This window comes from Streptomyces sp. DH10 (genome assembly GCF_029813805.1).
Taxonomy (GTDB): domain Bacteria; phylum Actinomycetota; class Actinomycetes; order Streptomycetales; family Streptomycetaceae; genus Streptomyces; species Streptomyces coeruleofuscus.
On record NZ_JARVKU010000008.1, the window covers coordinates 1 to 21,187 of the forward strand.

Genomic DNA, 21,187 nt, shown 5'->3' on the forward strand with positions numbered 1-21,187 from the left:
TGGCGGTCGGCAGCCTTGGCCCACACTCAGTCCAGCAAGTGGCGGTCGGCAGCCTTGGCCCACACTCAGTCCAGCAAGTGGCGGTCGGCAGCCTTGGCCCACACTCAGTCCAGCAAGTGGCGGTCGGCAGCCTTGGCCCACACTCAGTCCAGCAAGTGGCGGTCGGGAGCCTTGGCCCGCACTCAGTCCAGCAAGTGGCGGTCGGGAGCCTTGGCCCGCACTCAGTCCAGCAAGTGGCGGTTCGGGGCCTTGGCGCGCTCCTCGTGCTCCGGGAGGACGACGACCTCCACTCCGCCGCCCGCCAGGACGCCGCTGCCGTCGGCCCCCGCCACGAAGGTGTCCGGCTCGCGCCAGGCCGTGACCACGCGCCGTACGCCCGCGTCGAGGATCAGCCGGGCGCAGGGCGCGGGGCGGGAGGCCCGGCGGGCGCACGGCTCCAGGCTGCTGTAGACCGTCGCGCCGGCGAGCCTGAGGTCGGCCGGGTCGGTCTTCGCCAGGGCAGCCTCCTCGGCGTGCACGACCGGGTCGCCGCCTTCCCGGGAGTGGCCGCGGGCCAGCTCCGTGCCGTCGGCCGCGACCACCACCGCGCCGACGCTGAACGCCGTGTCCGACGGCGGGCACTGTGCCGCCAGTTCGCAGGCGAGGGCCAGCCAGTGGTGGTCGGCGGCGACGGGGAGCGGGCCGGTGCCGGGAGCGGTCGGCTCGTAGCGCATGAGGACGACGTCCTCGATCCGCCGGGTCTCCAGCAGCCGGAGCCGGCCGGACTGATAGCCGCCGGGCCCGAAGAGGCGGGGTGCCTCGGGGTCGCCGACGAAGAGCGGGGCGAGGACAAGCTGGAGTTCGTCGGCCAGGCCCTGGGTGAGGAGCTGGGTGTGGATCAGGCCGCCGCCCTCGACCATCAGCCGTCGTACGCCCCGGACGTCGTGCAGGTGGGTGAGGAGCCGCCGCCAGTCGAGGTCGGCGCCGAGCGGGACGACGTCGGTGGCACCGGTGGCATCGGCGGTCTCGGTGGCGTCGGCGGTTCCGGTGGCTTCGGTGGCGAGGCCGAGGGCACAGGCGCGTTCGGCGCCCCTGTCGGTGGTGTAGAGGACCTTCTCGCCGCCGGTGTGCCAGAACCGCGCCGCCGGGTCGAGGTCGCCGGAGCCGCTGACCGTGACCTTGAGGGGGTATTCCGGCAGGCCGGCTGCCGTGCGGGCGGCGCGCCGCCCGGGAGAGTTGACCAGCAGGCGCGGGTTGTCGGCACGGACCGTGCCGGCACCGATCAGGATCGCGTCGACGGAGGCCCGGACCTCGTCGACCCGGTCGAAGTCGGCCGGGCTGGACAGGAGCAGGCGTTCGGGGCCGGTGTCGTCCAGGTAGCCGTCGAGGGAGACGGCGGCGGACAGCAGGACGTACGGGTGGGGCATCGACGCTCCCGGCTCGTGGAAACTCGTGGCGGACGGCGGGCTGACGGGACGGGCTTGGTTCAAGTTTGAAACAAACCTACACTGGGTGCATGACGACTCGCTGGCTCACCCCCGAGGAGCAGCGCGCCTGGCGCGCGTACATCGCCGCATCGCTGCTCCTGGAGGATGCGATCGACCGGCAGCTCCAGCAGGACGCCGGCATGCCCCACCTGTACTACTCCATCCTGTCCGTCCTGTCGGAGTCCCCGGAGCGGCGGCTGCGCATGACCGATCTCGCCGAGCGGCTGAAGATCACGCGCAGCCGGCTGACGTACGCGGTGACACGGCTGGAGAAGGACGGCATGGTGCGGCGGGAGGCCTGCCGGTACGACAAGCGGGGCAGCATCGCGTCCCTGACCGACGACGGGCTGGCCGTGCTGGAACGGGCGGCGCCCGGGCATGTCGAGACCGTGCGGAGCTTCCTGTTCGACCGGCTCAGCGAGGAGCAGGTGGGGCAGCTGGAGGAGATCTCCACGGCGATCGCGCAGGGGCTCCAGGAGGACGGGACACGGCCGGCGTCGGACGACGTGCCGTGGCGGCGGAGGTCCTCCACGGCCTGTTCCTGAGGAACCCGTTCGTGAGGCACGTCACATCGCACCCCTACCTCACCGCTCTTCGTTGCTTCAAATTTAAAGCAAGGGTAGGGTTCCGGACGTGGATCTGCTTCAAATCTGAAGCAGTCTGCAAGCCGACGGCTGTGCAGCCGAACAGGAACGGAACCCGGAGGCCCCGCATGCCCGACACCCCCGCTGTCCTCGCCACCCCGCGCTCCCGCGTCCGGGTCCCGCTGCGCTTCCACGACGGTTACGAGGCCGCCGCCGAGGTCGTCACCTTCCACGGCCTGGCCGACGGCCAGGAACACGTGGCCGTCGTCCTGGGCGAGCCCGGCCCGGTTCCGCTGGTGCGGCTGCACTCCGAGTGCCTGACCGGGGACGTGTTCGGCTCCGCCCGCTGCGACTGCGGTCCGCAGCTGCGCGAGGCCGTCGAGCGCATAGCGGAGCGCGGCGGCGTGCTCCTCTACCTCCGCCAGGAGGGCCGGGGCATCGGCCTCTACAACAAGCTCGACGCGTACGCCCTCCAGGACGAGGGCCTCGACACCTACGAGGCGAACGCGGCCCTGGGGCTGCCGGAGGACGCCCGCGACTACACGGCGGCCGCCCAGATGCTCCGGGCTCTGGGCATAGGCGAGCTGGACCTGCTCTCCAACAACCCCGACAAGGCCGCCCAGCTGCGCGACCTCGGGGTGGACGTCCGCGACCGCGTCCCCACGGGCGTCTTCACCACCGCGCACAACGTCCGCTACCTGCGCGCGAAGGTCCTCCAGACCCAGCACACCCTGCCGCTCGCCGCGCTGACGGGGCTCAGCGCGGGCTGAGTCTCCGGCCCGGCCGGGTGCCGAACGAGGCGGCTTGCCCCTCGGCTCATCGGGTACAGCCTTTGAATGAGGGCGACCTCCGCAGTACCCGGAGCTTATGGAAAGTGACCGTTTCGTGACCGATCTCGGCGGCCCCGGCGACCACCGGGCGAGGAGACCGGGCGATGGCCCGGAGGTCGTCGCGGCACAGATAGCCGACGCCGTGGAGAGCCTGACGGCCCTGTGGTCGATCGCCGCCCAGGAGGCGTCCCTGCGGCTGTCCCTGCACCAGCTGCGGGCGCTGCGCGCCCTGGAAGCGGCGCCCGGCCTGAACCTGACGGCCCTGGCGGACCAGCTGGACATCGGCCTTCCCACCGCCAGCCGCCTCTGCGACCGACTGGCCGCGGCCGGCCTCCTGGAACGCGCCCCGCACCCGGACACCCGCCGCGAGGTACAGCTGTGGCTCACCACGCACGGGCGGCATGTCCTGGGCGACGTCGCAGGTCGCAGGGCACAGGCCCTGGCCAGGACGCTGGCGGCGATGGAACCGGGCGAACGGGTGGCGTTGAGCCGCGGGCTGCGGGGGTTCCTCGCCGCCCGGGATGCGGACATCCCGCGTGCGGACGGGACCGGCCTGGCTGACGGGACGGACGGGACCGACCCGACTGACGGGACCGATGGGACTGGGGACCAACCCGACTGACGGGACCGATGGGACTGGGGACCGACCCGACTGACGGCCCGCAGCGGGGCAGGTCCGGTCGGTCAGCCCCCCGAGCCGTCAGGGCTCCCCCCCGCCGGCGCCGCCACCCCCCAGCACCGCCACACACGTGTCGTCCCGCACCGGACGAGCCGCGCTGCCCGCGTCGCGGAGGACCACCGCGGCCACCACCGCCGGGTCGCAGCCCAGGAGCACGGCGTCGTCGGGTGGCGTCCAGCGGCCGGGCAGGCCGTCGCTGTGCAGGACGAGCAGGCTGTCGTCCCGCCACGGCTGCCGCTGCACGGACACGGACGCCGGAGCCTGCGCGCCCACGATGCCGGGCTGGGACAGCATGGCCTTCCAGGTGCCGTCGCTCCGCAGGCGGGCGCCGATGTTGCCGATCCCCGCGAAGTGCAACTGGCCGGCACCAATGTCCAGTTGGGCCACGGCGACGGCCGCGCCCCGGGTCCGGCGCAGGGCCCGGCCCAGATGCCCCAGTATCTCGGCGGGCGGCCGGTCGGCCACGCCGTGCAGCGCCTCCACGGCGGTGCCGGACGCCTCGGCGGCCTTGGGGCCGTGACCGAGCCCGTCGGCGAGCAGCAGGGTCAGCCGGTCCCCGGCGCACACCCGGCTCCAGGCGTCGCCGGAGTACTCGGCCCGGCCGAGGGGGACGTTGACGCCGCCGGCGCGCAGACCACGCGGGGGCGTCCGATGCCGGCCGGCGGGCGGCTCGTGGTCGATGCGGGCCACGGCCACCGTGCCCCGGCCGGAGGCGCTGTGCAGGTCGAAGTCGTTCGCTATGCGCCGGCACGTACCGAGGCCGGCGCCCAGGGAGGCCGCGGTGGTGTAGCCGTCGCGCATCGCCGCCGCGACGTCCGGGATGCCCGGGCCGTGGTCGAGCGCGACGAGCTGCACGGACAAGCGCCCGTCGGCGGCGGATGCGCGCTCGACGAGGTTGATGACGACGTACCCGCCGTCCGCGTGCCGCACCAGGTTGGTCGCCAGCTCCGTCGCCACGAGCGCCGCGGTCGCGGTGCGGTGCGGTGCGAGCCCGGCACACTCGCTGGCCGCCTCGGCCGCCACCCGGACGTCCCGCACCCGGGTCGAGTCGTCCACCGGCACGTCCCACACCCTGCTCATCACGACCCCGGCCGGGCCGGCGGCACGACCGTGGCCCAGGCGGTGACGGTGACGGTGGTGCCCTCACCGGGCCGGCTGTCCACCTCGAACTCGTGGACCAGCCGCTTGGCCCCGCTCATGCCGAGGCCGAGCCCGCCGCCGCTGGTGTAGCCGTCGGTCATCGCCTGGTCCAGGTCGCGGATGCCGGGCCCGGCGTCGACGAAGGCCAGCCGCAGACCGGGCGACGGACCGGCGCCCAGCGGGGTGATCTCCACGTGGCCGCCTCCGCCGTGGACGAGGGTGTTGCGGGCCAGCTCACTGGCGGCGGTGACGAGCTTGGTCTGCTGCACCAGACCGAACCCGAGCTCGGCGGCGGTCTGCCGGACCTGCTGCCGTACCCAGGCCAGATCGGCGTCCGAGCCGATCGGCAGGCTGGCCGGGGCGGCGTGACGGGAGGCCGGCATCACGGACTCCCCCCGTCCTGGTGCTCACCCGCGGTGAGCATCTCCATCGCACGTTCAACGTCCAGGGCCGTACGCAGTCCGGGCAGGGTGAGCCCCAGCTCGACCAGGGTGATCGCCACCGCGGGGCGCATCCCGGCCAGCACCGTGCGGGCCGCCAGCAGTCCGGCTCCCGCGGCGATCTCGGCGAGGACCCGGCCCAGGAAGGAGTCGACGATGTCCACGCCGGAGATGTCGATGACCACACCGGTCACGCGGGTGTGCGCGATCCGCTCGGTGATGTCCTGCTGGAGCTGCTCGGCCATCCCGTCGTGCAGTTCGCCCTGAAGGGTGACCAGCAGGGTGTCGCCCAGCCGGAGGACCGGGACCGTGAAGCCGTGCCCGCCCAAGGGCCCGGCGACCGGGGGGCCGGCGATCGGGGGCCCGATTCCCGCGGGCCCGTTCCCCGAGGGGCCGGTCATCGCGCGCCCGCGTCGGCCGCCCGGACCGGAGCGATCTCGACGCCCTGCCGGCTGAGCGCGTAGGCCAGCGCGTCCTCCAGGCTCGAGCGCGTGAGCACCGTGCCGAGGTCGATGCCCAGGTGGACGATGGTCTGCGCGATCGCGGGCCGGATGCCGGAGACGATGCACTCGGCGCCCATCAGCCGGGCCGCGGCCACCGTCTTCATCAGGTGCTGGGCGACCAGCGAGTCGACCGTGGGCACGCCGGTGATGTCGAGGATGGCGAACCGGGCGCGTTCGGCGACGATCGCGTCCAGCAGGCTCTCCATGACCACCTGGCTGCGCGCGCTGTCCAGCGTGCCGATCAGCGGTACGGCGACGGTGCTCTCCCAGAGTTTGATCACCGGGGTGGCCACTTCGTTCAGTTGCTCGCGCTGCCGTGCGATCACCTCCTCGCCCGCGCTGACCGTCGTCTCCAGCACGACCAGACGCAGCGTGCCCATCAGCACGGTGAGGGCCAGCACGCACTCCTGGGCCTCGGGGGCGTACGGGTCCGGGAACTCGGCGCGCAGCAGGTCGGTCACCGGTGCGCGCAGGGCGGCCACCTCGTCGGCGATCCCGTCCGCGCCGATTCCCATGCGGGCGTGGGAGGCCGCCATCCGCCCCAACTGGTCGCGCACCGCGGCGAATCCGGGAGCCCGGATGTCGTCCAGCCGTCCGGTGGCCGCCACCGCGGCCAGCGCCGCCGCCACGGACCTGCCCGCCTCCACCGCCTCGTCGCGGGACACGGTGAAGACCGTGCGGAACAGCGAGGCGTCCGCCCACCGTTGGGCGACCTGCTCCCGGCGCCGTTCGAGAAAGGCACTCACCTGCTGTGCGGCCGACTCCCGTTCCGCGTTCTCATCCGACACCGACACGTGCATCGCTCCCTTGCATGGGCCGGCCGAGGTCGCGCTACGGCACCTCAGCCGTTACTTGCCGTATGACAAACATTAGGGCCGCCCTACGACACCGCCAAACAACCGCTCATCCACACCCCCTGACCTGCGTCTGCCCCGGTCCTCACCGCCCACGCCAGTCGAGACACACCACCAGGGCGTCGTCGTCCGGGGCGGTTCTGCCGTGGTGGCCGGACAGTTCGCGCAGGACGGCCCGGGGCACCTCGGCGGCGCGGAGCAGCCGGGTCGACTGGATCGCCCGGGCCAGGGCGCCCGCCCCGTACGCCTCTCCGCCCGGAGACGCGGCGTCGTACACCCCGTCGCTGACGAAGACCAGCCGGTCACCGGGCTCGACCACGAACTCCTGCGCCACGTAGTCGGTCTCCTCGAACATGCCGAGCGGCAGCTGGGCGTCGAACGGCACCCGCTCCACCGCGCCCCGGCGCAGCCGCAGCAGCCGCGGGGAGCCGGCGTCCACCGCCCGGACCCGCCCGGTGGCCAGGTCGATGTCCAGCATGAGCACGGACAGGTAGCAGCGGCCCCGGTAGTGGGCGTACACCGCCTGGTCGGCCAGGGCCGCCTGGTCGGCGAGAGGGAGACCGGCCCGGCGCGCGTTGCGCAGGGCGTTGATCGCCAGGTTCGTCAGCAGGGAGGCCTCTATGCCCTCGCCCATGCCGTTGGTGACGTAGAGACTGAGCCGGTCGGCCGTGGCGGACCAGTCGAAGTTGTCGCCGAAGATCGCGTACGCCGGTTCCAGCTGTGCGCCCAGCTCGTACTCGGGGCGGGAGCAGGAGCGGCCCGGCAGCAACTGCCACTGCATCTCGGCGGCCAGGGTGAGCCGGTCCCTGCGGCGGGCCTGGAGGTACACGTCGGTGTCCCGCTCGGCCACGACGACCTCGTGCCCGAGCACCTCGGCGATCTCGGCCAGTTCGCCGAGGCAGCCGTCGGCGTGCTCGCCGCCCGGCAGGGTCACCGTCAGCACGCCGAGGCGGTCGCCGCGCACGGTGACCGGCAGATGCACGCGCACCGCGTCACCCGAGTCACCCGGAAGGGTCTCCACGTACGGCTCCTGCGCGCCGAAGGCCCGGCCCGCCGGGCTGTTGTACACGGACACCGGCTGGAGGGTGTGCGGCGGCACGGACACCGGCTGAAGCACCGTCAGTCCGTAGTCGGCCAGGTACAGCTCGACGGAGTCCGCCGCGTACTGATCGGTCAGTACACGACGGACCGCGTCCAGCAGTTGATGGGGCGCCGCCGTGCGCAGGGCGCGCTCGGCGGTCACGAGTCTGTTCACGATCGTCGTCACGATGGTCGAAGCCCAATCCTTGAATTCTCGGTCGGACACGTACGGGTCTCCGGGCACGTCCCTCGGCCCGGCCGGTGTCGGCCCGGGGGCCGGTGTCGGCCCGGGGGCCGGTGTCGGCCCGGGGGCCGGTGTCGGCCCGGGGGCCGTGGTCGGCCCTGGCTCGCGACCCGCCTAGTACGCTGACGGCCATCCCGGTGCCTGCGAGAGTGTGACTGTGACTTCCCTCCGACCCCGCCCTGAGCCAGCAGAGGTCGCCCGTGTGACCTCCACGGCCGCGGAGTTGCTGGAAGTCCTCTGGGGCAGGGCCTCCACGGCACCCGCCTCGGCGTCGCAGCTGCGCGTGCTGCTCATCCTGGAGCACCACGAGGGCATCAACCTGCGCACCCTCGCCGACTCCCTCGCCTCCACCCCGCCCTCGACGAGCCGGCTGTGCGACCGGCTCCAGGCGGCGGGGTTCGTCGAACGCGTGGTGAGCGCGGCGGACCGGCGCGAGGTACGGCTGCACCTCAGCGGGCGGGGCCGCGCCTTCCTGGCCGACCTGCGCATCCGCCGGGAACAGACGCTGCGCGCGGTGCTCGACCAGATGCCCGCTGCCAAGCGGGTCGCGCTGCTGCAAGGGCTGGAGGCGTTCTGCGACGCGGCCGCGGCCCAGATACACGACGACTCCGGCGACTCCGCCGCGTCCGGTACCCGCACTGCCTGAACCGCCCGTCGTGGCACCGGGACGAACATTCCGGATCCTCCCCCGCGCCCGCATGGCACGGCTAGATTGTTGTCTCACGACTATAGTTGTCAAACGACAACTGTCCGCTCCACGAGTCCCTTTGCCAACTCCTGCACACCGCACCGCCCCACCCTCCTGCTCGTACCGTGAGCCACCGTGCGGGTACCCCGTCACCGCCCCGACCTGCGCCGACTGTGGTCAACGTCTCGACGGGGAGGACACGGGGCATGAGCGGGCCGAGTGCGGGTAGCGGGCTGGAGGTGGCCTGTCGGGGGACGGGAGCGGGCCGGAACTACGAGGGAGGGCCCGTGACGGCGACGACGCGCATCGGCATGACGACGGATTCCGCCACCGAAACCGGTGAGGAGCTGCCGCAGATCATCGAGCCGCAGAAGCTCGCCCCGCAGGACGCGCGCGAGCTGACCGGTCAGTTCCTCGAACGGCTCGCCGTGCTGGAGGAGGGCACGCCCGAATACCAGTACGCGCGCAACACGCTCATCGAGATGAACATGTCGCTGGTGCGGTTCGCGGCCCGCCGGTTCCGTACGAGCGGCCAGGCGATGGAGGACGTCGTCCAGGTCGGTGTCATCGGCCTGATCAAGGCCATCGACCGGTTCGAGGTCTCCCGCGAGGTGCAGTTCACCAGTTTCGCGGTGCCGTACATCATCGGCGAGATCAAGCGGTTCTTCCGCGACACGTCCTGGGCCGTGCACGTGCCGCGCCGCCTTCAGGAGGCCCGTACGGAACTCGCCAAGGCCACCGAGGAGCTGTCCTCCCGCCTCGGCCGCGCGCCGAAGGTCGCGGAGCTGGCGGCGCTGATGAACCTCTCGGAGGAGGAGGTCGTCGAGGCCCAGGTCGCGGCGAACGGTTACCACTCCTCGTCCCTGGACGCCGCGGTCACCGGTGACTCGGAGGACAGCGACAGCACGCTCTCCGAGTTCATCGGCGAGGAGGACCCGGCCCTCGAACTCGTCGAGGACTTCCACGCGCTGGCCCCCCTGGTCGCCGAACTCGACGAACGCCAGCGCCTCATCCTCCACCTGCGCTTCGTCGAGGAACTCACCCAGGCGGAGATCGGCAAGCGCCTCGGCATCTCCCAGATGCACGTCTCCCGCCTGATCTCCCGGACGGTGGCACGGCTGCGGTCGGGGATGCTGGAGACGGGCTAGGTCCAAAACTGACGGACGTTATCGACAGGTGGGTCTCCCACCCCGGAAAAGCCGGCCCAGCGCCAGCCGCACCACGCGCGGCCAGTCGGGTGCCGCGCCGCTCGCCCGCGTTCCGGGGCGACGGCGCGGCACACGGACCCGGAGCGCTCCGGGCGCGCTGCGGCACACGACGGGTGACGGCAGAACGACGTGTTCTCCGTCTATGCCGACCGGGAGGGTGTCCGTGTCGGCTTCGACGACGACCACCCCGGCGTTCAGCCGGATGAGTTGCCCGGAGCTCGGACCGCGCACGATGCGCGCCGCCTGGGCGGTGTTGCCGACCCGGACGCACACCACCCCGAGGAGCCCCGAGTCCAGCCGTTCCCTGCGCCCTGGACGGGCCGCGTCGACGGCGCGTCCGTAGGGATTGTTGGAAACGAGCAGTGCCTGGAGTCCGTCGACGTGGGTCCGGTCGGCCCGCGTCCGCAGTCTGGGCGCGTCCTCGCCGGTGAGGAGGCCGGGGAGGGTGCGCAGGGTCGTACGGGCCTTGGCGTCCCGGTACGCGGGGTCGGTGACGACGGACGCGTACGTGCCGAACGAGGCGTTGTTGACGAAGACCCGGTCCGCGGCGTACCCGAGGTCGACGCGGAGTTCGACGCCGTCGGTCAGGGCTTCCAGGGCCGCCGCCGGATCATCGCGGTCCAGGCCGAGGTCGAGGGCGAAGTGGTTGCGGGTACCGGCGGGAATCACCACGAACGGCACGTCGTGGTGGGCCGCGACCTCGGCCACCAGCGCCTGGGTGCCGTCACCGCCCGCCACCGCCAGGAGGTCGGCTCCCTCGGCGACGGCCTGCCGGGCCAGTTCGGCGACGTCCTGGTGCCGGCCCGCGTCGAGCAGGGCCACCCGGCAGCCCGCCGTCCGGGCCTTCTCCACCAGGTGGAAGCGGCCCACCTTGCCTCCGCCGGAGCGCGGGTTCATGAGGATCCACGGGGTACGGGGTGCCGCCACGAAAGCCTGCCGGGAGGCGGCGGTGTGACGGGGGGCCAGGGCCGTACGTGCCGCCGTGACGGCCAGCAGCCACAGGCCCAGGGACAGCAGGGCCGGCCCCAGCATGCCGAACGTGGCATACAGGGCGAGGACAGCGACCGGCGCGGCCACCGACAGGACCGCCCCGAGGGCGCGCAGCACGCCGGTGTGCGCCAGGGTCCACCACACCCCGACGGCGGCGAGCGCCAGCCCGGCGATGCCGGCCAGCGCCCACAGCACGCTCCGCAGACCGGCGGCCACGAGCGGCACCACGATGCTTGCCAGCAGTGGGAGCACGGCAAGGCGAGCCCGTCCGGCACTGTCCGTGCGTACGGTCGGGCTCGCCCCTCCCGGTGCCCTCGTGTCCCCGCCGCGTCGCACTAGGACGGTGGGCGCTGCTCGTAGGTTCGGCGCTCCTCGTAGGGCCGGCGCGCCTCATAGGTTCGGCGCTCGTCGGACGGAGGGCGCTCCTCGGACAGGTCGAAGAGGTTGTCGCGCTGGACCACGCACACGGCCCAGATGATGAAGCCCGAGATCGTGATCATCACGACCGACCACACCGGGTAGTACGGCAGGGAGAGGAAGTTGGCGATGATGACGAGTCCGGCGATGGCCACGCTGCTGACGCGCGCCCACACCGAGACCTTGAGCAGCCCGATGCTGACGATCACGGCGAGCGCTCCCAGAACGAGGTGGATCCAGCCCCAGCCGGTCAGGTCCCACTCGAACACGTAATTGCGCGTCGTGAGGAAGATGTCGTCCTCGGCGATGGCCATGATGCCCCGGAAGACGTCGAGCAGGCCGACGAGGAAGAGCATCACGGCCGCGAAGGCCGTCAGGCCGGTTGCCCATTCCTGCTTCGCCGTGTGTTCCGGCCGGGTGTGTGTCGCGGTCATCTTGTGCCTCGATTCATGGTGCGCGGATGCTCAGCGACCGGGTGTGCGGGCGGTGGAGCCGGCGTGCTCCGCCGGGCCGTGGCCGGCCAGGACCAGCTCCTTGGCCCTGCGGAACTCCTCGTCCGTGATGTCGCCGCGGGCTCGGATGTCGGACAGCTTGGCCAGTTCGTCGATGCTGCTGGACCGGGCCGTGCCGCCCGCGGCTTCCCTGATACGGGCGTCAAAGGCTTCCTGCTGTGCTCGGGCCTGCGCCATTTCCCGGCGCCCCATGTTCTTGCCGCGGGCGATCACGTAGACGAACACGCCCAGGAAGGGCAGCAGGACGGTGAACGCCAGCCAGCCGGCTTTCGCCCACCCGCTCATCTCGTCGTCGCGGAAGATGTCGAAGACGATGCGGAAGAGCAGGACGAACCACATGATCCACAGGAAGAACAGGAGCATGCTCCAGAAGACGCTCAGCAAGGGATAGTCGTACGCCAGGTACGTCTGTGCGCTCATGTCTCTTCTCCGTTCCGGGCGCTCGCCCGGCCGCCCTGGTGTGCTGTCTTCAGCGTGGCCACAGCCGGGGCCGGGTGCCTCACCCGACGCGGGTGATCCTGCGGGCGGGCCGGCACTCGACGGCTGCCCTCCCGCGGCGGGATCAGGGGTCGACTCGCGTACGGCGGGGGGCGGCGGCTGTCCGGTACCAGTCGGACGAGGCGACGTACTGGCCGATGGCGAGGCCCGAGACGGCCACCAGGAACACGGCGATCAACCAGGACAGGAACGTGAAGACGGGCCCCAGCGGGCCGAACTCCCGCAGGCTGCGCTCCATCGCCGTGGGCACGAACAGACCGGCGGCCCAGCTCAGTACGACCGTGCCCAGGCCCGCGAGCAATGCTCCCGGCAGCAGGCTCCGCCAGCCGATCCGGCCGCCCAGCAGCAGATGCTGGGACCACCACCACAGCGCGGTCCCCGACAGCGCGGACAGCACCCATCCGGTCACCACGCCGCCGCCGAAGCCGCTGCGCAGCGGTGCCTGGACCAGGAGGACGCCCAGCCAGACGAGCAGCCAGAGCAGCCAGCGCCAGACCGCGGCCCGCACCGGTGTCCGGGGCAGGCGCCAGCACCGCTCGCAGACCGCCTGAAGCGCCCGGCTGAAGGCCGTGGCGGACACGAGGGTCACGACCACGCCCGCCGCACCGACGGCGTCCCGCGGTGTGCCGGTGGCGGTGAAGGCACGGCGTACCTCGTCGAGCGTGTCGCCGCGTACCCCCAGAACAGCGCGGAGGGAGTCGGCCAGCAGGTCCTGCACCTCTCGGGGGGCGAACGCCGCGACGGTCATCAGCAGCGGGAGCGCGGTGATGAAGGCTTGCGCGGCCAGCCTCACGGAGCCCTCGACGACGTTGAGCGCCGACAAGCGGGACAGCAGCCGGGCCGTGGCCCCGGACCGCGCGCGTGCCGCGAACCGCGCGACCGTGTGCCTGCCGGGCTCCGTATGCCTGTCGGGCTCCGTGTGCTTGCCGGACGCGCGCCCGAGGCCGGGTTCTCCTGCCATGACTCACAGCGCCGCCCGTTGCCCCGCTCGGTCGGCCGGTCCGGCGGCGGCCGCGAGGATCGCCAGGATGATCAGGACGGCCAGGGCGATGCCGAGGACGAGCGCCACCACTCCGACCGTGGGGTGGTTCCAGAACACGAGCACCAGCACTCCGGCCGCGATGACGCAACCGGTGATCCAGGCCCGGTGGCCGGCCAGCCAGCGTCCGGTGGATCCGGTGCGCACTCCGGCGCGGTGAAGCCCACGGCCCGCGGCCGTCGTGCCCCGGTCCGCCACCGTGCGGACGGCGCGTGCGGGGCGTCCGGGACCGTACAGGTAGGCGACCAGTGCCGTGATCACCGAGACGACCAGCAGGGTGCGCGTGCTGTCGCGCAGGAACCGGACGAACGTGTCGTAGATCGCCGCGGCCGCGTCGGTGGGCAGCGCGGTGGGCGGGACGGAGTCCAGATAGACCCGTCGGAGCACGGCCAGCGCGACGAGCAGCACCACCATCATCACGCCGACACCCGTCGCGGTGATCAGCAGCATCACCCGGTGTGCCGGATTGGTCCACACGGCGAGCGCGGCGAGGACGACGGTCAGGACGGGCAGCCAGGTGCCGAGGATGTCCAGCAGCCGCATCGTGTCCTGTGCCTTGCCCAGTTCCTCGGCCTGGAACAGCGTGATCGTCCGGTCGGTGTCCGGAATGGCGGCCGCCTTGTCGAAGCCGGCGTCGACGAGCCGCTCCCGTACCTGGTCGACGACCGCTCCCACGTCCAGTCGGACGGTGTCGCCCTCGGCGCGCAGGGCACCCTGCCTGTCACCGGTGAGCATGTTCACCACCGCGGCGTGCGACCGCCGGTTGGCGCCCTCCCACACCTGCTGGAAGACGTCGCTGGTGATCACACGGGTCACGGTGCGGTCCACGACGGTCCTGACCGCGTTGCGCAGCGGGCCCTCGAGGGACTCGGCCCCCTCCACGACGCGGGGTGGTGCCCCGGCGTCCTGGAGGACCCTGGTGAGCGAGTCCGTCACCGCTTTGACGTCCACGTTCTCCACCACACGGTCCGTGAGCCGGTTGATCACGACCTCCTGCACGGGCGGCTCGGACGCCAGCGGCGCGACGGTCTCCACGTACCTGTCGGTGTCGGAGACCGTGTCCTGGACCCAGGCCGCGACGACGGCCAGGGGCGCGAGCAGCAGGGCCAGCAGGAGGAGGACCGAGGAGCCGGCCCGGCGTACCCGCCGGTGGCGCACGGCCGCGTGCCGGCGCAGTCGCTCGTATTCCGCTCGCTCCTCGGCGGTCATGACGTGCTTCTGGTGCGGCGTCCCGCCGGAGTCCGGCGAATCCGGGGTCTCGGCCGGGTTCATGGGTGCTCCTCTCCGTGCGCCGCTTCGGCCGTGACGGCCGCCGCCCGCGATGGCGGTGGGTGGCTGAGGCGACCGCGGGGTCCGGTGCTCTGCCGCGCCCGCCGGAGCGGCGGGTGCGGTGTCAGTCCGTCTCGGCAGGGGCCCGCGGCCCCGTGGGATGCGTCTTTCGGAGTGCCGCCCGCCACGCGAGGGCGACCACCGCCTCGCCCAGGCCGAGCAGGACGAGCCACAGGCCGAGCAGCCGGGTCAGGGCGCGGGCCGACTCGGCCGGCAGCGCGAGCACCACGATCCCCGCGACGACGGCGAGCACCGCGACGCCGAGAAGTACGCCACGGTGAGGCAGGTCCTTCGCGGCGACGGCCGTATAGAGGGTGAGGATGCCGGACGCCAGCCAGACGACCCCGACGATCAGTGAGAGCGCGGCGATCGTCTGCAGCGGGTTCCGCAGGCACAGCACTCCGGCAAGGACGTACAGCACGGACAGGAACAGCCCTGGGAGCCGTTCGTGCCCCTCCCGGGCGAAGACCTCGACGAACCGGAACGCCCCGGCCACCAGCAGGTGCAGGCCGATGAGGACCGCCAGGACGTGCAGGGTCACCTCCGGCCAGACCAGTACCAGGACGCCCAGGACAAGGGTCGCGACGGCCGAGGCCAGGAGCCAGGTCCATGAACGGCCGAGCCTCGCCAGTGCCTGGGCGGGTTCGGCCGGCGGACCGGGGGCCGCCCCGTCGGGCTCGTGTTCCTGCCCGGTGCGCGATGCCGGACCACGCGACATGGTCATGGCTCCTCCTCGCGTGATCGGACGGTCGCTTCCGGCGGCCGACGGGGCGGTGTCTGAGGGGACGGTGTGCGAGGACCTGACCGCTCCAGGGTCACGCCTGTCGCCGGAAGCCGGGTCACCCGCCACGGGTGATCCGCAGACGCCGCCGGGGCGGTGAGGTGGGAACCCCCGGAGTCCTGCCATCAGCCTTCCGGCCGCCGGACGGAACGAAGAGACACGAGATGAGCGATCCGAGCACTGCCCCGACGGACCGCGCCCGGTCCGGGCCGGACGCCTACCGGCGCCGCAGGCGGCTCCGCCCCCGCCGGTGGGCGGCCGTCGCCGCCGTCGCCCGCGCCGTGCTCATCGCCGCCGGCCTCGTCACCGCCTACTACCTGCTGCCCCTGGACGAGCGCGGTACCGCCGGCGCCTCGGCGCTGCTCGTGTGCGGCCTGCTGGCGGTGCTGCTGGTGTTCGGCTGGGAGGTGCGGGCCATCATGCGCTCAGCCCACCCGCGCCTGAAGGCAGTCGAGGCACTGGCCGCCACGCTGGCCCTGTTTCTGGTCCTCTTCGCAGGTGCCTACTACCTGCTGGACCGCTCCGCCCCGGGCTCCTTCAGCGAGCCGGTGACCAGGACGGACGCCCTGTACTTCACTCTCACCACCTTCAGCACCGTCGGCTACGGGGACATCACGGCACGCTCCCAGACCGGGCGCGTGCTGACGATGGTGCAGATGGCGGGAGGGCTGCTGCTCGTGGGCGTCGCCGCACGGGTGCTGGCGAGCGCGGTCCAGGCGGGGCTGAGCCGGCAGCACCGGGAGCCGCCGGCTCAGCCGCGCCCCGGCACCGACGCCGGCACTCGGGACGGGGAGGCCGGGCCATGACCGTACCCAGCGCTTTCACCGCGTCCCTGTCACCGGCCGAGCGAGCGGCGTACGGCCGGAACGCGCGCAGACGGGCCTCGCGTTCGTGCCACGGCTGGTACGAGACGGCGCAGCGGCGACCCGACCCGATCGAGGTGATAGAGCATCAGTCGGCCGATCGGGTGCAGGAGTTGGTGCCGATCCGCTACGGCCGCATGCTGGAGTCGCCGTTCCGCTTCTACCGCGGCGCAGCCGCGATCATGGCGGCGGACCTGGCGCCCCTCCCCAACACCGGGCTCCAGGTGCAGCTCTGCGGGGACGCCCACCCGCTGAACTTCCGGCTGCTCGCCTCACCGGAGCGCCGTCTGGTCTTCGACATCAACGACTTCGACGAGACCCTGCCCGGACCGTTCGAATGGGATGTGAAGCGGCTGGCCGCCGGTTTCGTGACGGCAGGCCGGGCCAACGGCTTCTCGCGCAAGGAGCAGAACAGCACCGTGCGGGCCTGCGTGCGGGCCTACCGGGAGCGGATGCGCGAGTTCGCCGGCATGCGCACCCTGGACATCTGGTACGCCCAGGACGACGCCGACCGGCTGCGGGAACTGCTGGCGTCGTCGAACGACAAGTCCCTGGACAGGGAGACCAGACGCCGTACCGCCGAGGCCGCGGCGCGCGCCCGTACGCGCACGCATCTGAGGGCCTTCGAGAAGCTCACCCGCGTCACGGCCGAGGGCCGGCGCATCGCACCGGACCCACCGCTGATCACCCCGCTATCCCAGCTGTCGGCCGATTCGTCCATGGCCGGGCGGGAGAAGGAACTCCAGACCCTCCTGGACGGGTACGCACGGACCCTGCCGTCCGAGCGCCGGCACCTGTTGCGCCACTACCGCCTGGTGGACATGGCCCGGAAGGTGGTGGGCGTCGGCAGCGTCGGTACGCGCTGCTGGGTGCTGCTCCTTCTCGGCAGGGACGACGACGATCCCCTGCTGCTTCAGGCCAAGGAGGCCCAGGAGTCGGTGCTGGCCGCCCACACCGGCGGCGAACGCTACGACAACCAGGGCCGCCGGGTAGTGGCCGGGCAGCGCCTGATGCAGACGGCCGGTGACATCTTCCTCGGCTGGACTCATGTCGTGGGCCTCGACGGGCGGGGCCGGGATTTCTACGTGCGCCAGCTGTGGGACTGGAAGGGCATCGCACGGCCGGAGACCATGGGACCCGGCCTGCTCTCCCTCTTCGGCCGGCTGTGCGGGGCGTCCCTCGCACGGGCCCACGCCCGCTCGGGCGATCCCCTGGCCCTCGCCGCCTACCTGGGCGGCAGCGACCGCTTCGACCGCGCGCTCTCCGAGTTCGCCCAGTCCTACGCCGACCAGAACGAGCGGGACTTCGCGGCGCTGGAGGCCGCCCGCCGATCCGGCCGGATCAGGGCGGAGCCGCTGTGACGACACCTGGTCACACCGCCCGGCCCCCTCACTCCGGCACCTGCCGCATCTCCAGGACCCGCAGCCCCAGTGACTGGCAGCGAGCCAGGAGTCCGTACAGGTGCGCTTCGTCCACGACAGGCCCGAACAGGACGGTCTGGCCGGACATCACCACGTGGCCCAGCTCCGGAAAGGCTTTGGCCAGCGTTTCCGACAGGTGTCCCTCGACTCGGATCTCGTAGCGCACGAGCTGTCCTTCCCTGCGTTCCTACGATCGTCCGTCTCCGCACTCCTTCGGGCCTCACCCGGTGCAGGTGACCCGTTGACCGGCGACAGGCCCCCGCCGGTCGACGCCTCTCAATGCTTCAAGACGATCTTGACGGAGATGATCAGCAGGCCGAGCAGCAGGTTGACCGATGCGGTGACGGCCATGAGCCGCCGCGAAGCACCGGCGCGGCGGGCCGCGGCCACGGACCAGCCCACCTGCCCGGCCACGGCCACGGAGAGGGCCAGCCAGAGGGCGCCGCGCACGTCCAGGCCCAGGAGCGGACTGACGACCACAGCGGCGGCCGGCGGGACGGCGGCCTTGACGATCGGCCACTCGTCACGGCACACGTTCCATACGACCCGGCGGTCCGGGGTCTGTTGCGCCAGGCGCGCCCCGAAGAGCTGGGCGTGCACGTGCCCGATCCAGAACACCACGCCGGTGAGCAACAACAACAGCACCAACTCGACGCGGGGGAACGAGCCCAGGGAGCCGGCGCCGACCACCACGGAGGCCGCGAGCATGGATCCGTAGACGCCGCCCGTGTAGTCCGCGCGGGCCCGGCGCTCGGCACGGCGCTCCGCGCGGGCCGTGGCCGGGCCGGTTCTCGTTCCGGTTCTGGTTCTGGTTCTTGGCACAGGTGACTCCCTCCGGACTCACGTCGAGCCGGTCGCTGAGGCCGGAGCGTCGGCGTCCGGCCGCCGCGGACGGCTGTCGCCGGCCGTCGGCAGGCGCGGTGTGACCAGGAGACTGGCGAGAGCGATGCCGCCGGTGGCCAGGATCGCCGCCTTCAGGCCGTCGAGCTGCGCGGAGGCGTAGGAGTCCGCGACGGCGTCGACCTCGGGCGGTGGCAACCCGGCACGCTCGGCCGCCGAGCGCACCTGATCGGTGGAGACGAAGCTGACCCCCGCCTGGAGAGCGACACCGACTTCCTGACGGGTCTGTTCGGACAGCTGCGGGTTGTCCGCCACCTGCGAGGTGAAGGCGTGGGCGAGCGCACCGATGAGGATCGACCCGATGAGGGCGGTGCCCAGTGCGGAGCCGAGATTCTGCGCCGTGAACTGGAGCCCTCCGGCCTCACTGCGTTCCTCTTCGCCGACGCCGGACTGGACGACGTTGCCCAGTTGCGAGGCGAGAAGGCCGACGCCCACGCCCAGCAGGGCCATGGCTCCGGCGAACTGCGCGTCGTCGATGACCGGGTCGATGGTGGCCAGCAGCCACACGATGGCCGCCGCCAGGGTCACCAGGGCCAGCCGGACCACCCGGCGCGGCCCCCACACCCGCCCCAGCGAGGACGCGGAAAGGGAGGTCACCAGCATCGTGGCGGACACCGGGAGCAGACGCAGACCCGTCTCGAAGGCGTCGAATCCCTGAACCACCTGCAAGTACAGCGGGATGGTGAAGAACAGCCCCAGCAGGATGAGGTTCTGGCTCAGCAGCGTCATCAGGCCGGACCGCAGCACGGGCCTGCCCAGCAGGGACAGGTGCACGAGGGGGTCGGCGCCCTGGTGCTCCCGCCGCCGCTCCCAGTGCCGGAAGAGGGCCAGGACGGCCGCCCCGGCACCGACGACGAACAGGGTCGGAGCGAAGCCGAAGACGGTGAAGGGCGGGTTGCGGGGCTGCACCCATCCCCAGGTGCTGCTCTGCAGCACCCCGAGCACGCCCAGCCCCAGCCCGGCCGCGGAGAGCACCGCGCCGATCCCGTCCAGCCGGGGGCGCGGGCCGCTCGGGGCGGGCTTCGCGATCACCCGGCGGCACAGCAGGACGGCCACGACGACCACGACCTCGCCGGCGAAGACCAACCGCCAGGTGAGGTACGTGGTCACCCAGCCGCCCAGCAGCGGGCCGACCGCGATCCCGGCGCCGGCGAGCCCGCCGATGACCGCGTAGGCGATGGCCCGGTCCTTCCCGCGATACGACTCGGCGACGAGGGCGGCCATGGCCGGCAGCACCATGGCGGCGCCGAGCCCTTCGATGACGGACCAGCCCAGCGTGAGGACCCACAGCGTGGGCGCCACGGCGGTCAGGGCCGATCCCACGCCGTAGACGACCAGCCCCAGAAGGAACATGCGGCGCCGCCCCAGGATGTCCCCGAACCTGCCGCCGATGACCATGAAAGCCGCCATGACCAGCGCGTACAGGGTGATGACGGCCTGGATGGCGGTGACCTCGGTGTCGAAGTCCTCGACCAGCTGACTGATGGACACGTTCATGACGGAGGTGTCCAGGACCATCAGGAACTGGGCCGTACCGAGGACGATCAGAGCCCGCCAGTGCTTCACGCTGCCCACCTCTCGCACGCATCGCCGCTCTCCCATCGCATCGGAAGCACACGCCCCGTGCCTCACCCGCCACGGGGGAAGGGGACGGGTCAGGGCCGGCCCCGGGGTCGGTCGCATGAAGACGAGCAAGAAAAGGGAGAGAATCGACTATCAATCCCCATCAGGATGATTCGTGACAAATGCAATCCATGCCGCCTCGGGAGAATCTGAAGACCGCCAGTGCCCGCAAGGAGCCCTCCCCTGAGCGCTCGCTGCTGGCGTCGGTCGTCAGCGATCCCGGGCATCTCCCCGAACTCCTCGCCGACTTCGCTGTCCGCAGCATCGGTCCGGCCGTGCCCGAAGCAATCGCCTCACTTCGGCGGAATCACCCCACCGCCACCGAGACGGAACTCCGGGCCCGGGTGATCGCCCGCGGCCGTAGGGCCGTCGTGTCGGAGGGCTCCCTCGTGGGCGGCCCGTTCCTCGTCCTCATCCCCGTCGCGTTCTGCGCGGCGCTGCTCCGCCAGGCACGTACGGTCCTGGAGCTGGCCGCCCTGGACGGCCGCGACCCCAAAGCGAGCGCCCGCGCCGGGGAACTCCTCGTCCTGCAAGGTGTGTACGAGGACACCCGGCAGGCGCAGCACGCGCTCACCCGCACCGGACCCGCCCCCGGCGCACCCAGCCGCTGGAAGCGGTGGGCGGCCCTGTGGGACGTCACCCTGCGCATGGCCCACCTCCTGGGCATCCTCACGCCGGACGACAGGAGTCGTGAAGCGGACCGACGCGTACGCCGGGTCACCGCCCAGGCTTGGCGGTGGCTGCTCCTCGGTGTGGTCTTCCTGGTCGGACTGGTCGCCCCCCTCGTCTGGCTCCCGTACATGGCGATGATCTACCAGCGCGCCGACGCCCGCCTGGCAGACCGTGTCCTCGCCTACTACTTCGCCGACACCGCACCCGCCCCGCGCCACCGGGCCTCCCGCCTCGAACCGGAAGTGATCGCGGCCGCGCTCCGCGCGCTCCTCTCCCTCCTCGTTCCGCTCGCCCTGACCGTCGCGAGCTTCCTGACCGGGCTGCGCATCGCCGACAGCCGCTGGCCTGTCCTCGGCATCACCCTGGCCACGGCGTCCGCAGCGGTCGGCGCGCTCTGGTACTGGCGCCGCCACCGGCGCCCTTGAT

General features: G+C 72.3%; 23 protein-coding genes. 8 read left to right on the plus strand and 15 right to left on the minus strand.

Annotation, left to right across the window (positions count from 1 at the left end; genetic code table 11):
- Positions 1-221 precede the first annotated feature (221 nt).
- Entirely contained in the window at positions 222-1,406 is a 1,185-nt protein-coding gene (locus tag QC385_RS18100) for a dihydrofolate reductase family protein (protein ID WP_279542365.1), read from the minus strand.
- An 89-nt stretch (positions 1,407-1,495) separates the two neighbouring features.
- Between QC385_RS18100 and QC385_RS18105 the strand changes: the two genes are divergently transcribed.
- The 3 genes from QC385_RS18105 to QC385_RS18115 all read left to right on the plus strand — a co-directional run bounded on the left by QC385_RS18105 (position 1,496) and on the right by QC385_RS18115 (position 3,502).
- Positions 1,496-2,011, plus strand: coding sequence for a MarR family winged helix-turn-helix transcriptional regulator (locus QC385_RS18105; protein ID WP_279542366.1), 516 nt, complete (start codon positions 1,496-1,498; stop codon positions 2,009-2,011).
- Between the two features lie 167 nt (positions 2,012-2,178).
- Positions 2,179-2,820, plus strand: a complete 642-nt coding sequence (locus QC385_RS18110; protein WP_279542367.1) for a GTP cyclohydrolase II — start codon at positions 2,179-2,181, stop codon at positions 2,818-2,820.
- Between the two features lie 115 nt (positions 2,821-2,935).
- Positions 2,936-3,502, plus strand: a complete 567-nt coding sequence (locus QC385_RS18115) for a MarR family winged helix-turn-helix transcriptional regulator (RefSeq protein WP_279542368.1) — start codon at positions 2,936-2,938, stop codon at positions 3,500-3,502.
- A 78-nt stretch (positions 3,503-3,580) separates the two neighbouring features.
- On the opposite strand, the gene QC385_RS18120 is transcribed toward QC385_RS18115, so the two are convergent.
- The 5 genes from QC385_RS18120 to QC385_RS18140 form a co-directional block, all read right to left on the minus strand.
- Positions 3,581-4,639, minus strand: a complete 1,059-nt coding sequence (locus QC385_RS18120) for an ATP-binding protein/SpoIIE family protein phosphatase (protein ID WP_279542369.1) — start codon at positions 4,637-4,639, stop codon at positions 3,581-3,583.
- On the minus strand, positions 4,639-5,082 hold the full coding sequence (locus QC385_RS18125; RefSeq protein ID WP_279542370.1) for an anti-sigma regulatory factor: 444 nt from the start codon (positions 5,080-5,082) through the stop codon (positions 4,639-4,641). Before QC385_RS18125 ends, QC385_RS18120 begins: the two co-directional genes overlap by 1 nt.
- A complete protein-coding gene (locus tag QC385_RS18130) occupies positions 5,082-5,540 on the minus strand; it encodes an STAS domain-containing protein (RefSeq protein WP_279542371.1) in 459 nt (152 codons plus the stop codon). Before QC385_RS18130 ends, QC385_RS18125 begins: the two co-directional genes overlap by 1 nt.
- Positions 5,537-6,436, minus strand: a complete 900-nt coding sequence (locus QC385_RS18135) for an STAS domain-containing protein (protein WP_279542372.1) — start codon at positions 6,434-6,436, stop codon at positions 5,537-5,539. The genes QC385_RS18130 and QC385_RS18135 overlap by 4 nt, the downstream gene beginning before the upstream one ends.
- Before the next feature lie 145 nt (positions 6,437-6,581).
- A complete protein-coding gene (locus QC385_RS18140; RefSeq protein ID WP_279542373.1) occupies positions 6,582-7,751 on the minus strand; it encodes a PP2C family protein-serine/threonine phosphatase in 1,170 nt (389 codons plus the stop codon).
- A 220-nt stretch (positions 7,752-7,971) separates the two neighbouring features.
- Here QC385_RS18140 and QC385_RS18145 point away from each other — a divergent pair, with 220 nt between their 5' ends.
- Together QC385_RS18145 and QC385_RS18150 are read left to right on the plus strand one after the other, a co-directional pair.
- A complete protein-coding gene (locus QC385_RS18145; RefSeq protein WP_279542374.1) occupies positions 7,972-8,466 on the plus strand; it encodes a MarR family transcriptional regulator in 495 nt (164 codons plus the stop codon).
- A gap of 353 nt (positions 8,467-8,819) precedes the next feature.
- The gene (locus QC385_RS18150; RefSeq protein ID WP_279542613.1) at positions 8,820-9,656 is read left to right on the plus strand and encodes an RNA polymerase sigma factor SigF; all 837 of its coding nucleotides are present in this window, start codon (positions 8,820-8,822) and stop codon (positions 9,654-9,656) included.
- Positions 9,657-9,674: 18 nt separating this feature from the next.
- Here QC385_RS18150 and QC385_RS18155 read toward each other — a convergent pair whose 3' ends face one another.
- From QC385_RS18155 to QC385_RS18180, 6 genes are all read right to left on the minus strand, one after another.
- On the minus strand, positions 9,675-11,042 hold the full coding sequence (locus QC385_RS18155) for a diacylglycerol/lipid kinase family protein (RefSeq protein WP_443032931.1): 1,368 nt from the start codon (positions 11,040-11,042) through the stop codon (positions 9,675-9,677).
- Entirely contained in the window at positions 11,042-11,557 is a 516-nt protein-coding gene (locus QC385_RS18160; RefSeq protein ID WP_279542376.1) for a DUF7144 family membrane protein, read from the minus strand. Before QC385_RS18160 ends, QC385_RS18155 begins: the two co-directional genes overlap by 1 nt.
- A gap of 30 nt (positions 11,558-11,587) precedes the next feature.
- On the minus strand, positions 11,588-12,055 hold the full coding sequence (locus QC385_RS18165) for an SHOCT domain-containing protein (protein ID WP_279542377.1): 468 nt from the start codon (positions 12,053-12,055) through the stop codon (positions 11,588-11,590).
- Positions 12,056-12,197: 142 nt separating this feature from the next.
- Positions 12,198-13,094 carry a YhjD/YihY/BrkB family envelope integrity protein gene (locus QC385_RS18170; RefSeq protein ID WP_279542378.1) on the minus strand — a complete coding sequence of 299 codons (897 nt, stop codon included), beginning with the start codon at positions 13,092-13,094 and terminating at the stop codon, positions 12,198-12,200.
- A gap of 3 nt (positions 13,095-13,097) precedes the next feature.
- Positions 13,098-14,444: a hypothetical protein gene (locus tag QC385_RS18175; protein ID WP_279542379.1), complete on the minus strand. Its 1,347-nt coding sequence runs from the start codon at positions 14,442-14,444 to the stop codon at positions 13,098-13,100.
- 121 nt (positions 14,445-14,565) lie between these two features.
- The gene (locus QC385_RS18180; protein ID WP_279542380.1) at positions 14,566-15,225 is read right to left on the minus strand and encodes an HdeD family acid-resistance protein; all 660 of its coding nucleotides are present in this window, start codon (positions 15,223-15,225) and stop codon (positions 14,566-14,568) included.
- A 221-nt stretch (positions 15,226-15,446) separates the two neighbouring features.
- Here QC385_RS18180 and QC385_RS18185 point away from each other — a divergent pair, with 221 nt between their 5' ends.
- A complete protein-coding gene (locus QC385_RS18185) occupies positions 15,447-16,088 on the plus strand; it encodes a potassium channel family protein (RefSeq protein ID WP_279542381.1) in 642 nt (213 codons plus the stop codon).
- Positions 16,085-17,506 carry a DUF2252 domain-containing protein gene (locus tag QC385_RS18190; RefSeq protein WP_279542382.1) on the plus strand — a complete coding sequence of 474 codons (1,422 nt, stop codon included), beginning with the start codon at positions 16,085-16,087 and terminating at the stop codon, positions 17,504-17,506. The genes QC385_RS18185 and QC385_RS18190 overlap by 4 nt, the downstream gene beginning before the upstream one ends.
- 28 nt (positions 17,507-17,534) lie before the next feature.
- On the opposite strand, the gene QC385_RS18195 is transcribed toward QC385_RS18190, so the two are convergent.
- The 3 genes from QC385_RS18195 to QC385_RS18205 form a co-directional block, all read right to left on the minus strand.
- Positions 17,535-17,732: a hypothetical protein gene (locus QC385_RS18195; RefSeq protein WP_031116763.1), complete on the minus strand. Its 198-nt coding sequence runs from the start codon at positions 17,730-17,732 to the stop codon at positions 17,535-17,537.
- A gap of 110 nt (positions 17,733-17,842) precedes the next feature.
- Positions 17,843-18,388 (minus strand): hypothetical protein, encoded by a 546-nt coding sequence (locus QC385_RS18200; protein ID WP_279542383.1) that lies wholly within the window; start codon positions 18,386-18,388, stop codon positions 17,843-17,845.
- Positions 18,389-18,406: 18 nt separating this feature from the next.
- Positions 18,407-20,032, minus strand: a complete 1,626-nt coding sequence (locus QC385_RS18205) for an MFS transporter (RefSeq protein WP_279542384.1) — start codon at positions 20,030-20,032, stop codon at positions 18,407-18,409.
- Positions 20,033-20,220: 188 nt separating this feature from the next.
- Here QC385_RS18205 and QC385_RS18210 point away from each other — a divergent pair, with 188 nt between their 5' ends.
- On the plus strand, positions 20,221-21,186 hold the full coding sequence (locus QC385_RS18210; protein ID WP_279542385.1) for a hypothetical protein: 966 nt from the start codon (positions 20,221-20,223) through the stop codon (positions 21,184-21,186).
- Position 21,187: the final 1 nt, after the last annotated feature.